This is a genomic window from Catellatospora tritici, assembly GCF_019083965.1.
Lineage (GTDB): Bacteria > Actinomycetota > Actinomycetes > Mycobacteriales > Micromonosporaceae > Catellatospora > Catellatospora tritici.
In genome coordinates, this window is record NZ_JAHRCY010000001.1 from 271,056 (window position 1) to 282,668 (window position 11,613).

The 11,613-nt window shown below is 72.6% G+C and carries 11 protein-coding genes; 5 read left to right on the top strand and 6 right to left on the bottom strand.

All coding sequences use genetic code 11. The features are described 5' to 3' along the window. Window positions 1–175: 175 nt before the first annotated feature. On the top strand, window positions 176–1,192 hold the full coding sequence (locus tag KUA19_RS01255) for a LacI family DNA-binding transcriptional regulator (protein ID WP_217393977.1): 1,017 nt from the start codon (window positions 176–178) through the stop codon (window positions 1,190–1,192). Between the two features lie 80 nt (window positions 1,193–1,272). Beyond that, entirely contained in the window at window positions 1,273–1,830 is a 558-nt protein-coding gene (locus tag KUA19_RS01260) for a hypothetical protein (RefSeq protein WP_217393978.1), read from the top strand. A gap of 20 nt (window positions 1,831–1,850) precedes the next feature. Here KUA19_RS01260 and KUA19_RS01265 read toward each other — a convergent pair whose 3' ends face one another. Continuing rightward, window positions 1,851–2,543: a MoaD/ThiS family protein gene (locus KUA19_RS01265; RefSeq protein ID WP_254548391.1), complete on the bottom strand. Its 693-nt coding sequence runs from the start codon at window positions 2,541–2,543 to the stop codon at window positions 1,851–1,853. Then, window positions 2,543–3,634, bottom strand: a complete 1,092-nt coding sequence (locus KUA19_RS01270; RefSeq protein WP_217393979.1) for a WD40/YVTN/BNR-like repeat-containing protein — start codon at window positions 3,632–3,634, stop codon at window positions 2,543–2,545. Before KUA19_RS01270 ends, KUA19_RS01265 begins: the two co-directional genes overlap by 1 nt. 90 nt (window positions 3,635–3,724) lie before the next feature. Here KUA19_RS01270 and KUA19_RS01275 point away from each other — a divergent pair, with 90 nt between their 5' ends. Then, on the top strand, window positions 3,725–4,069 hold the full coding sequence (locus KUA19_RS01275; RefSeq protein ID WP_217393980.1) for a PH domain-containing protein: 345 nt from the start codon (window positions 3,725–3,727) through the stop codon (window positions 4,067–4,069). A gap of 151 nt (window positions 4,070–4,220) precedes the next feature. Here KUA19_RS01275 and KUA19_RS01280 read toward each other — a convergent pair whose 3' ends face one another. The 3 genes from KUA19_RS01280 to KUA19_RS01290 form a co-directional block, all read right to left on the bottom strand. Then, window positions 4,221–5,144 (bottom strand): 2-hydroxyacid dehydrogenase, encoded by a 924-nt coding sequence (locus KUA19_RS01280; protein WP_217393981.1) that lies wholly within the window; start codon window positions 5,142–5,144, stop codon window positions 4,221–4,223. 163 nt (window positions 5,145–5,307) lie between these two features. After that, window positions 5,308–6,726, bottom strand: coding sequence for a hypothetical protein (locus KUA19_RS01285; RefSeq protein ID WP_217393983.1), 1,419 nt, complete (start codon window positions 6,724–6,726; stop codon window positions 5,308–5,310). Continuing rightward, a complete protein-coding gene (locus tag KUA19_RS01290; RefSeq protein WP_217393986.1) occupies window positions 6,723–7,229 on the bottom strand; it encodes a SigE family RNA polymerase sigma factor in 507 nt (168 codons plus the stop codon). The genes KUA19_RS01285 and KUA19_RS01290 overlap by 4 nt, the downstream gene beginning before the upstream one ends. Before the next feature lie 103 nt (window positions 7,230–7,332). Here KUA19_RS01290 and KUA19_RS01295 point away from each other — a divergent pair, with 103 nt between their 5' ends. Together KUA19_RS01295 and KUA19_RS01300 are read left to right on the top strand one after the other, a co-directional pair. Further along, a complete protein-coding gene (locus KUA19_RS01295; protein WP_254548393.1) occupies window positions 7,333–8,448 on the top strand; it encodes a PQQ-dependent sugar dehydrogenase in 1,116 nt (371 codons plus the stop codon). A gap of 20 nt (window positions 8,449–8,468) precedes the next feature. Beyond that, window positions 8,469–9,965 carry a metallophosphoesterase family protein gene (locus KUA19_RS01300; RefSeq protein ID WP_217393987.1) on the top strand — a complete coding sequence of 499 codons (1,497 nt, stop codon included), beginning with the start codon at window positions 8,469–8,471 and terminating at the stop codon, window positions 9,963–9,965. A gap of 3 nt (window positions 9,966–9,968) precedes the next feature. On the opposite strand, the gene gatB is transcribed toward KUA19_RS01300, so the two are convergent. Further along, window positions 9,969–11,465 carry an Asp-tRNA(Asn)/Glu-tRNA(Gln) amidotransferase subunit GatB gene (gatB, locus tag KUA19_RS01305; protein WP_217393989.1) on the bottom strand — a complete coding sequence of 499 codons (1,497 nt, stop codon included), beginning with the start codon at window positions 11,463–11,465 and terminating at the stop codon, window positions 9,969–9,971. Window positions 11,466–11,613 lie beyond the last annotated feature (148 nt).

The following is an 11,613-nucleotide window of genomic DNA, read 5'->3' on the forward strand; positions in this document are numbered from 1 at the left end:
ACCACGCCTTTGCTCAGCGTCATCCACCACTACGTTCCGGACGACGCTGAGCAGGCGCTATCGGCGGCGACGTGCCGCACCCCGACGGCGCGGAATCGTGGGATGGTCCGCCCGCGGTCCCGCGCCGTCGCCCGTCGGTCATAGGCTGGCCGACACACACCACCCCGGGAGCCACATGAAGCGCGTCACCATCGCCGACATCGCCAGGGCCGCGGGCGTGTCCAAGGGCGCGGTCTCGTACGCACTCAACGGCCGCCCCGGGGTCTCGGAAGAGACCCGCCGCCGCATCCTCGCCGTCGCCGACCAGTTCGGCTGGCACCCGAGCAGCGCCGCTCGCGCCCTGTCGGACGGCCGCACGGGTGTGCTCGGCATGATCGTCGACCGGCCCGCCCGGACGCTGGGCATCGAGTCGTTCTTCATGCAGCTCATCTCGGGCATCGAGGCCACCCTGTCCGAGCACGACGTCAGCCTGCTGCTGCAGGTCACCGAGGACCCCGAGCGCGAGATCGCCACGTACCGCCGGTGGTGGGCGCAGCGCCGCGTGGACGGCGTGATCCTGGTCGACCTGCGCCGCGACGACCCCCGGGTGCCGGTGCTGGAGGAGCTGAACCTGCCCTGCGTGATCATCGGCGGCCCCAACGGCCTCGGCAGCCTCCCCGGCGTATGGGCCGACGACGCCGCCGTCACCACCTCCGTGGTCGAGTACCTGGCCGCGCTCGGCCACCAGCGGATCGCCCGGGTCGCCGGGCTGGCCGACCTGTGGCACACCGCGCTGCGCGGGCAGGCCGTCTCCGCCGCCGCCGACCGGGTCGGCCTCACCGACGTGACCACGGTCTACACCGACTACACCGGTGAGGAGGGCGCCCGCGCCACCCGCACGCTGCTGTCGCGGCGCCCGTCGCCCACCGCGATCATCTACGACAACGACACCATGGCGGTGGCGGGGCTGAGCGTGGCGCACGAGATGGGCATCGCGATCCCGCACCAGCTGTCCATCGTGGCCTGGGACGACTCGCCGCTGTGCCAGCTGGTGCACCCGCAGCTGTCGGCGGTCAGCCGCGACATCGCCGCGTACGGCGCGCACGCCGCCGCGCAGCTGCTGAAGATCCTCGACGGCATGCCGATGCGCAGCTTCCAGGACACCACGCCCCAGCTCCTCCCGCGCGGAAGCACGGCTCCCCCGGCCGCCTGACCAGACCACGGCTCGTCGCGGCACGCCGCCGCGGTCGCGGACGCGCCAAGCGACCCCCGTAGCCCGTCTATGCTCGCCCCATGACGCTGACGGCGGCCGTGGCCCGGGACCTGCTCGCGGCCCTGCCCGGCCGGGTGGGGCCGCCGCTGGGCGAGGGCGAGCTGGCGTATGCCGAGCGCTCGTACGGCTTTCGGTTCAATCCCGACCACCGCACGCTGCTGGCGGCCGGGCTGCCGCTGGGCGAGCGCTGGCCCGACTGGCGCGACGGCGACCCGGGCGGGCTGCGCGACGCGCTGGACGCCCCGATCGACGGGGTGCTGTTCGACGTGCAGGAGAACGGGTTCTGGCTCGACTCCTGGGGCGACCGGCCGCGACGGCTCACCCTGGCGCTGTCGGTGGCGCGGCGGCGGCTGGGCGAAGCCCCACGGCTGATCCCCGTGTACGGCCACCGCTACGCCCCCGGCCTGCCCGAATCCGGCCTGCCGGTCTTCTCCGTCATGCAGACCGACGTCATCGTCTACGGCGCCGACCTCGCCACGTACCTGCGCCGCGAGTTCGACCTGCCCACCGCCGTGGACTCCCCCGCCCCCGTCGAGTCCCCGGCCAAGCCCGTCCCGTTCTGGTCTGACCTGCTCTGACCCCGGAGCGGGTCATCGCGTCACAGCAGGGCGTAGACAGTGGTGGCGTGAGCCACCAGGGCACCCTTGGCGGTCATGGTGATGTCGGCGAAGGCCATGGTGCGGCCGAGTTTGGTCAGGCGGGCGGTGACCAGCACGTCGCTCCCGAGCACCGGCCGCTGGAACGTGGTGGACAGCTGCACCGTCGTCATCGGCACGAACCCGCCCCGGGCCGCGCTGACCGCGATCACGGTGGCCGTGTCGGCGGCGGCCATCAGCGCCTGCCCGCTGAGCGCGCCGCCCTCCCGGGCCAGCCGGTCCGACCAGGGCAGTCGCAGGGTGGCCCAGTCCGGGCCGGTCTCGGCCACGGTCAGGCCCAGCTCCAGCACCCAGGGCGCGAAGTTCTCGGCGAGCACCCGGTCGCCGTCGAAGACGGCCGTCTCCTGCGCCACGGGCCCGCTGCCGCCCGCGACACTGGGCAGCACCTGGACCTCCGCGCCGGACGGGACCGGCGTCTCCTGGCCGTCGAGCATGCGGCAGTCCTCTCCGTCGACGTACACGTTGACATAGCGGCGCAGCTCGCCGCGTTCGTCACGCAGCCGCCTGCCCAGCCGGGGCCAGCGCCGCGACACCTCGTCGAGCACCGCGCGCAGCGTACCGCCGGAGTCGACCTCCAGCCGCGACTCGCCGCCGGACTCGGTCCGCAGCGGGCCCGGCACCAGCACGGTGACCATCAGAGCCGCACCGCCCGCACGCACAGCACGTCGGGCAGGTGCGCGGCGGCCAGCGCCCAGCTGTCACCCTCGTCGGCGCTGGCGTACACCTCGCCGGTGCGGGTGCCGAAGTAGACCCCGACCGGATCGGCGTCGTCGACGCACATCGCGTCACGCAGCACCGACGGGTAGAACGGGGCCGTGGGCAGGCCGTACGCCTGGGGCGACCAGGTCCCGCCCGCGTCGGTGGTGCGGAACACCCGGCACTTGAAGTCGACCGGGAACCGCTGCGCGTCGGCGGTGAGCGGGAAGTTCCACACCGTCCCGCCCCGGCGCGGGTGCGCCACGATCGGAAAGCCGAAGTCGCTGGGCAGCGAGTCGGCGATCGAGTTCCAGCTGCGGCCGTCGTCGTCGGAGCGGTAGACCCCGTGGTGGTTCTGCAGGTACAGCCGCTCGGGGTCGGCGGCGTCGCGGGCGACCTTGTGCACACACTGGCCGAACTCCGGGAACCGGTCCGGCTCGGGCAGGAACACCGCCTGGATGCCGGTGTTGGCGGCGTGCCAGCTCTGCCCGCCGTCCTCGGTGCGGTAGACGCCGCCGGTGGAGATCGCGACCAGCACCCGGCGCGGGTCGGTGGGGTGCGGCAGCACGGTGTGGAACGCCTGCCCGCCGAAGCCGGCGTCCCAGCGCGGCCGGTGCGGGTGGTCCCACAGACCGCGGACCAGCTCGAACGTGGTGCCGCCGTTGGTGGAGCGGAACACCGCACCCGGTTCGGTGCCCGCCCAGACGACGTCCGGCTCGGCGGCCGGGCCGGGGGCGATCGCCCACACCCGGCGCAGCGCGGTGTCGGTGTCGGCGGGGAAGGCCAGCGGGGCGTGGTCGGGCTCGCGCCAGCAGCCGCCGAGGTCGTCGCTGACGGCGACGCTCGGCCCGAAGTGGGAGCTGTCCACGCCGGCCAGCAGCCGGGGCGTGGACCGCCGCCGGTCGATGCCCACGGCGTATACCGAGGTCATCGGGAACTGGGGCACCGAGACATCCCAGGCGTCACCGACCCGGTCCCGGCGGGCCAGAAACAGTCCCTTCGCGGTGCCTATCAGCAGCAGTACGGTCATCGTCGACCTCGCTCCAACCTGTGGATTGCCGAATGCGGGCCAGTATGCCCGTGACGTCCGACACAAAAGACTACGTGGAACAATCGGCCCGTGACCCGCTTCCGCCTGCCCGCCCCCATCAGCGTCGCCGCCGCCATCACCGCGATCGGGGCGCTGCCGATCGCCGCCCTCGGCGGCCTGTATCCACTGGTGCTGGTGGTGCCACTGGTGATCGCGGTGTGGGCGTGGCGGGCCGGGACCGACGCCGACGGCGACGGCCTGCACGTGCGCGCGCTGCTGGCCACCCGGGACATCGCCTGGGCGCAGATAGACGAGCTGCGGGTGGACGGCCCGCGCCGGGTGGTCGCGGCGCTGCTCGACGGCACGGTGGTCCCGCTGACCGCGGTACGCCCCACCGACCTGCCGAAACTCGCCGCCACCGCCAACCACGCCTGACCCCGGCGTGCGGCGCGGCCACGGTTTTCGTGCAGTTTCGGGGAAACCGCACGAATCATGACCGGAATTCGTGCACTTTCCCCGAAACTGCACCGATCTTGAGGCGCGGCGCAGGGGCGCGGCGCAAGACGGGGCGCGGCAGGGATGGGTGTCAGTAGCCCTCGTGCACCTGGTTGGTGACCGGGTCGCCCGCGGCGTAGCTGCGTAGTTGCTCGCCGACCAGGCGGTATGCCTTGGTCAGCAGCCCGCGCACCGTACCCGCCACGTGCGGGGTGAGCAGCAGGTTCGGCGCGTCCCACAGCGGGTGGTCCGACGGCAGCGGCTCGGGCTCGGTCACGTCGACCGCCGCCCACAGCCGTCCCGAGTTCAGCTCCTTCAGCAGCGCGCCCGTCTCGACCACCGGCCCTCGCGCCGCGTTGACCAGCAGCGACCCGTCCGGCATGGCGGCCAGGAACGCCGCGTCGACCATCCCGCGCGTCTGCGCGGTCAGTGGCACGAGCAGCACCACGATGTCGGCGTACGGCAGCAGGTCGGGCAGCTCGTCCACCCCGTGCACGCCCGGCCGGGCGGTGCGGGCCGCGTACGTCAGCTCCACCTCGAACGGCGCCAGCCGCGCCGCCGTGGCCGCGCCGATCGACCCCGCGCCCACGATCAGCACCCGCTTGCCTTCGAGCACGTCGGTGGGCGTGACCTCGGCGAACGACCACCGGTGGTCCGCCTGCGCCCGCGCGTAGTGGTCGAAGCGCCGCAGCGAGGACAGGATCGCCGCGACGATCCACTCAGCGGTGTGCCCGTCGTGCACCCCGCGCGCGTCGCACAGCAGCACCCCCTCGGCCAGCCGTCCCGCCCAGGCGTCCGCACCCGCCGACAGCAGCTGCACCACCTTCAGATTCGGCATCGACGCGGCCAGTCTCACCGCGTCGCCCGTGCTCAGGAACGGCGGCACCCAGAACTCGACCCCGGCCGGGTCGCCGGGGAACGGGTCGTCCGCGCGGGCCAGCACATCGACTTCGGCACCGGCGGGCAGCGGCCCCATCAGCTCGCGACCGGCCTCGTGCGGGATCCAGATCTGCACGACCCCACGCTATCCCGCCGATCCGGTCGGCCCACGCGGATCCCGACCTTCCTATTGCTCGGGATCCACCGCGCGGAGAAGGGCACCTTCCCCCTGTGACGCGCGAGCCGAGCCGTTGCTCGTCTCCAGCTCACGCGATCTGGCGAAGGTGCCCTTCCCTGCCTCAGGACCAGTCGTCGACGGTGTCGGCGAACTTGTATTCAGGGTCCCTGACGGTGGGCAGGGGGCCGATGCCGGACGCGACCTCGTGACCGGACGCGTCCACCGCGCGCAGGCGCAGGGTCTGGCCCACCTTGTAGTCCAGGCTGCCGGCCCCACCGACGAGCGGTGCCGAGCGCAGGACCGTGTCGTCGGCACGAAGGACCTGCACCGTGACCGCAGTAGGAGGCGCCAGGACGAACATCCGGCCATCGGCGCCGAGGACCTGCCCGCCGCCCCCGCGGGGGGTCGCCTCCAGGTCGAACTCGCCCGGATACCGCCAGTACTCGACCGCGATGATCGCGTCCTGGCTACCCAGCACCTTCTGCGACCGGATACTCGCGTTCTTGCCATCCTCGTTCACACTGACCCGCCACCCGTCACGGGCCTGCACCTGAACGATCCCCAGCACCGGATCGTCGGCCGGGGCGCCTGGCATCCGGCCGAGGTACAGCAGCTTCGGCGGCGCCACCGCGTCATGCAGGTCTGCCTCCTGCACGGTCTCGGCCGTCTTCGCGGGGTCGCCGTCACCCCGGACACCGTGCGCGGCCGCGTCCAACTCGGCCTGGGTGAACCGGCGGGGCGTCGTCATTCCCGGGCCATCGCCGACTCCCTGGTAGCGGACCTGGCCGTCGCAGGTCACCCGGTGCACTCGGTGCGCCTGAGTGCTGACCAGGTAGTCGCCGGTCGGCTCGTCCAGCCACTCGACGGTCGCAGCGGCCGGGTCCGCCGAGGCGATCCGGCAGCCGGCGGGCGCCAGCGCGACCGAGGCGTACGGCATGTCGAGGTGGTTGTAGTCGAGAACGGTGGCCACGAAGAACGGGGTGAGCCAGATGCCGATGGTCGCGGTGCCGTCCGGCTCCTCGCGCCTCTGCTTCGCCAGCTCGGCGGCGCCGATGCCACGCGGTCCGATCATGGTGAGGCTGTACTGCTCGTGGTCGTTGTAGCGGGCCACGATCGCGATCCGCTGCTTGCCGACGTCCCCCACGAACAGAACCTTGTCCTGGCCTTTCATGTTGTAGGTGTCGTGCTCGGCCACCTTCGCGGTCAGTTCGGCGAGGTAGGCGGTGTCACCGGCCAGCGAGCCGCGCACCGGCGACTCGATCAGGCGCCGTACCCATGGGGTGATCTCTCTGGCCTCGACGTGCGGCCCGGGGTTCTCGCCGCCGGACGGAGTCGGGTTCGGCGACGGTGCGGCACCGGGCTGAGCCAACGGGCTCAGCAGCACGGCGACCAGCGCTGCGACCAGGGCGGAACCGAAACCCGCCAGCCGATTTCGCTGAGAGCGACGCCGCCGCCGCATGAGCCGCCCGTACGGATCCTCGGCGGGCACCACCGGCGCCGCCAGCCGCGCCAACCCCGCCTTGAGCCCCTGCTCCGTCATGCGGTCACCTCCACCATCCGCGCCGACGCCCCGCCGTCGTGCCCCAACACCGTCCGCAGCCGGTCCAGCCCTCGGCTGGCCTGCGACTTGACCGACCCGACCGAGCAGCCGAGCAGCCGCGCGGTCTCCACTTCGGACTGGTCCTCCCAGTAGCGCAGCACCAGCACCGCGCGCATCCGCACCGGCAGCGTGGCCAGTGCCGCCAGCAGCTCGTCCCGCTCGGCGAACGCCTGGCTGCCGTCGGACCTGCCCCGCTCCGGCAGGTTGCCGGTGAGCAGTTCGCGCGAACCGATCCGCCGCCACAGGCTGATGCGCTGGTTCACCAGGGCCCGGCGCAGGTACGGCATCGGCTCGTCCAGCCGGTTCCACCGCTGGTACGCCTTGAGCAGCACCGACTGCACCAGATCCTCGGCCGCGTGCAGCGACCCCGTCAGCAGGTACGCGGTCCGCAGCAGGTCGCCGTAGCGCAACCTGACGAACTCGCGGAACTCGTCCTCGGCCATACGGCTCTCCCTTCCGTCACCCGCTTGCACGCGGCCCGCGCGGCGCAGGTTGAGAGGAACGGAGCATTAGTTGAGCACGTGTCACCGCAGTAGGCTCGATCGCATGTCGTCGCATCGCACTCCGCTCGCGCTCGGCATGCTCGCCGCGCTCGCCCTGGTGGCGGGCTGCGGCGACCGCGCTCCCGACATCGTGGCCTCGCGGCCGCCGGCCCTGCCGTCGTCCTCGACGACCACCACGGCGGCGGCTCCGCAGGTGTCCAGCGTGGACACGATCGCGACCGGCCTGCGGGTGCCGTGGGGGGTGGCGTTCCTGCCCGACGGGTCGGCGCTGGTCACCGAGCGCGACTCGCGCCGGGTGCTGCGGGTCGTGCCAGGCTCCGGCAAGCCCGCCACCGAGGCGGGGCGGATCACCGAGGCCGATCCGAGCGGCGAGGGCGGTCTGCTGGGCATCGCGGCGTCGCCGAAGTACGCGCAGGACCAGACGCTGTTCCTCTACTACACGACCCGCGAGGACAACCGGGTCGCGCGCTGGAAGCTGGGCGGGCGGCCGGAGCCGATCGTCACCGGCATCCCGATCTCGGGCATCCACAACGGCGGGCGGCTGGCCTTCGGACCCGACGGCTACCTATACGCCACCACCGGCGACGCCTCCGAGCGCGGCAACTCGCAGAACCTGGACAGCCTCGGCGGCAAGATCCTGCGGATGACGCCGGAGGGCAGGCCCGCGCCGGGCAACCCGTTCGGGACGCTGGTCTGGTCGTACGGTCACCGCAACGTGCAGGGCATCGCCTGGGACTCCGGCGGGCACCTGTGGGCCACCGAGTTCGGCCAGAGCACCTGGGACGAGATCAACCGGATCGAGCCGGGGAAGAACTACGGCTGGCCGACCGTCGAGGGTGCCGCCGGGGACAAGCGGTTCGTCGACCCCGTGGTCGCCTGGCACACCGCCGAGGCGTCCTGCTCCGGCGCGGGCATCGTCGACGACGTGCTGGTCGCGGCCTGTCTCAAGGGTGCGCGGCTGTGGCTGCTGCCCGTGGGCGCCGACGGCACGCCGCACGGCAACCCGGTCGCGGCCCTGACCGGCGAGTACGGGCGGCTGCGCGACGCGCACCCGGCCCCGGACGGTTCGCTGTGGGTGCTCACCAGCAACCACGACGGCCGCGGCGACCCCGCCCCGGACGACGACCGTATTCTCCGCATCACCCTCGGCCGGATGTGACCGGCGGGCATGATGGTGCGATGAGCGCGCGACCGTGGGCGACCCGGGCGTGGCTGCGCCGCATCCCCGTCCGGCGAATCGGCGCCTGCCTGGGGCTGCTCGCCGTGGCCCTGTCCGGGCTGGCCCTCGGGCTGTACCTGTTCGCCGCGACCAGCGTCGACGTCGGCCCGTTCCGGTCCACCCTCACCGTCAGCCCGTCGCTGTACGGCGACACCGAGGTCGACCTGCCGCCGCTGGGCTCGCTGCGGCTGGACAGCCATGACGGCCCCGCCCACCTCAACGTGCGCCTGGACTCTCTCGACCGGGCCCGCACCGAGGCCCTGATCACCGACCCGGCCGGGATCACCCTGGCCAGCCGCACCGCCGTCGACGACGTGCGTTCGGGCGTCACCCGGCTGCTGCTGCGGGCCACCGCGGTGGCGATGCTGGGCGCGATGCTGCTCGCGGCGCTGGTCTATCGGCGCATGCGCCAGGTCGCCTGGGCGGGCGGGCTGGCGCTGGCCGTGATGGCGGGCAGCTTCGGCGCCGCGTTCGGCACCTTCAACCCCGCCGCGCTCAAGGAACCGCGCTACGAGGGCCTGCTGGCCAACGCCCCGTCGGTGGTCGGCGACGCCCAGCGCATCGCCGACCGCTACGACGAGTACGCCGCGCAGCTGCAGAAACTGGTGGAGAACGTCGGCAAGCTCTACGCCACGGTGCAGAACCTGCCGGTCTACGCCCCCGACGACGGCACGCTGCGCGTGCTGCACGTCTCCGACCTGCACCTGAACCCGGCCGCCTGGTCGGTGATCCGGACCGTGGTGGACAACTTCCACATCGACGTGGTGGTGGACACCGGTGACATCACCGACTGGGGCAGCGAGCCGGAGCGGGCGTTCGTGGCGTCGATCTCGCTGCTCAAGGTGCCGTACGTGTTCGTACGCGGCAACCACGATTCGGCGGTGACACAGGCCGCCGTCGCCCGCCAGCCCAACGCGATCGTGCTGGACGACAAGGTGGTCACCGTCGCGGGGCTGCGCATCGCGGGCATCGGCGACCCGCGGTTCACGCCCGACAAGGAACAGGAGCCGACGGGTTCGGGCGTGTCCAAGCAGACGCTGGAGCGCATCATCGAGGTCGGCGACACGCTGGCCAACACCATCGGCGAGCAGCCGGACCAGATGGTGGACATCGCGATGGTGCACGACCCGATGTCGGCGGGCCCGCTGGCCGGATACGCGCCGGTGGTGCTGGCCGGGCACCGGCACGTGCGTGAGGTCGGCAAGCTCGGCGACGGCAAGACGCTGCTGATGGTCGAGGGCTCGACCGGCGGAGCCGGACTGCGCGGCCTGGAGGGCGACCACCCGACCCCGCTGGCCCTATCGGTCCTCTACTACGACAAAGAACACCAGCTCATGGCGTATGACGACATCACGGTGGGCGGGGCCGGGCTGGCCGAGGTGGCGCTGTCGCGCCACGTCATCGACGACACCGTCGTCGGCCCTTCGGCCGCCGGCGGCACCCCGACCCCGCGTTGAGCCTCAGCCCGCCAGGCGGGCCAGCACCAGTTCTCGGACCGTCTTCGCGTCGGCCTGCCCCTTGGTGGTCTTCATGACCGCGCCGATGAGCACGCCCGCCGCCGCCTGGTTGCCGCCGCGGATCTTCTCCGCCACGTCCGGGTTCGCCGCGATGGCCTCGTCGATCGCCGCGGTGAGGGCGCCGGTGTCGGAGACGACCTCCAGCCCGCGCGCCGCCATGATCGCCTCCGGGTCGCCCTCGCCCGCGAGCACGCCCTCCAGCACCTGGCGGGCCAGCTTGTCGGTGAGCTTGCCGCCGTCGACCAGGGTCTGCAGCTGCGCGACCTGCGCCGGGGTGGCGCCGACCGACTCCAGCTCGACGCCCTCGGCGTTGGCGCGGCGCGACAGCTCGCCCAGCCACCACTTGCGGGCGGCCTCGGGGCTGGCGCCCGCGGCGACGGTGCGCTCGATCAGCTCGACCGCACCGGCGTTGAGGATCGACTGCATGTCCAGCTCGGACAGGTTCCACTCGGCGCGCAGTCGGGCGCGGTGCACCCGGGGCAGCTCCGGCAGGGCCGCCTTGAGCCGCGCCACCCACTCCGCGTCGGGCGCGAGCGGGGCGAGGTCCGGCTCGGGGAAGTAGCGGTAGTCGGTCGCGGTCTCCTTGGACCGGCCGGACGTGGTGTCGCCGGTGTCCTCGTGGAAGTGCCGCGTCTCCTGGGTGATGGTGCCGCCCGCGTCGAGCACCGACGCCTGGCGCAGCATCTCCGAGCGCACCGCGCGCTCGACGCTGCGCAGCGAGTTGACGTTCTTGGTCTCGGTGCGGGTGCCCCACTCCTCGCCCGGCTTGTTCAGCGAGGTGTTCACGTCGCAGCGCATCGAGCCCTGCTCCATGCGCACGTCGGAGACGCCGAGGGTGCGGATGACGTCACGCAGCTCGGCGACGTACGCCTTGGCGACCTCGGGGGCCAGGGCGCCGATGCCGGGCACCGGCTTGGTGACGATCTCGACCAGCGGGATGCCCGCCCGGTTGTAGTCGACCAGCGACTCGGTGGCGCCGTGGATGCGACCGGTGGCGCCGCCGACGTGCAGCGTCTTGCCGGTGTCCTCCTCCAGGTGCACCCGCTCGATGCCGATGCGCACGGTCTCGCCGTTGACCTCGACGTCGAGGTAGCCGTCGGTGCACAGCGGCTCGTCGTACTGGCTGATCTGGAAGTTCTTCGGCATGTCCGGGTAGAAGTAGTTCTTGCGCGCGAACCGGCACCAGGTGGCGATGGTGCAGTTGAGCGCGAGCCCGATCCGGATGGTGGCCTCGATCGCGGCCTTGTTGGCGACCGGCAGGCTGCCGGGCAGGCCGAGGCAGACCGGGCACACCTGGGTGTTCGGCTCGGCGCCGAAGACGGTCGGGCAGCCGCAGAACATCTTGGTGGCGGTGCCCAGCTCGACGTGGGTCTCCAGGCCGATCACCGGCTCGTAACGCGAGATGACCTCGTCGTAGGTGGGCAGCACGCTGGTGCTCATCGTCGGCTCCAGGCTCTCGGGGCGAACGTATCGCCGGACATAACAGGCACCAGCCTAGTGGTCCGTTGGTTGGCCCCCGCACCGGGTTATCGCCCCCTGGGACGCGCAGCGGAGCCGTCCGCGGCGTGACGCGGATCACAAGATGAGC

Coding starts and splice junctions, on each gene's coding strand:
- KUA19_RS01255 (WP_217393977.1), top strand. CDS start 176: ATGAAGCGCGTCACCATCGCCGACATCGCCAGGGCCGCGGGCGTGTCC.
- KUA19_RS01260 (WP_217393978.1), top strand. CDS start 1,273: ATGACGCTGACGGCGGCCGTGGCCCGGGACCTGCTCGCGGCCCTGCCC.
- KUA19_RS01265 (WP_254548391.1), bottom strand. CDS start 2,543: ATGGTCACCGTGCTGGTGCCGGGCCCGCTGCGGACCGAGTCCGGCGGC.
- KUA19_RS01270 (WP_217393979.1), bottom strand. CDS start 3,634: ATGACCGTACTGCTGCTGATAGGCACCGCGAAGGGACTGTTTCTGGCC.
- KUA19_RS01285 (WP_217393983.1), bottom strand. CDS start 6,726: ATGACGGAGCAGGGGCTCAAGGCGGGGTTGGCGCGGCTGGCGGCGCCG.
- KUA19_RS01290 (WP_217393986.1), bottom strand. CDS start 7,229: ATGGCCGAGGACGAGTTCCGCGAGTTCGTCAGGTTGCGCTACGGCGAC.
- KUA19_RS01295 (WP_254548393.1), top strand. CDS start 7,333: ATGTCGTCGCATCGCACTCCGCTCGCGCTCGGCATGCTCGCCGCGCTC.
- KUA19_RS01300 (WP_217393987.1), top strand. CDS start 8,469: ATGAGCGCGCGACCGTGGGCGACCCGGGCGTGGCTGCGCCGCATCCCC.
- gatB (WP_217393989.1), bottom strand. CDS start 11,465: ATGAGCACCAGCGTGCTGCCCACCTACGACGAGGTCATCTCGCGTTAC.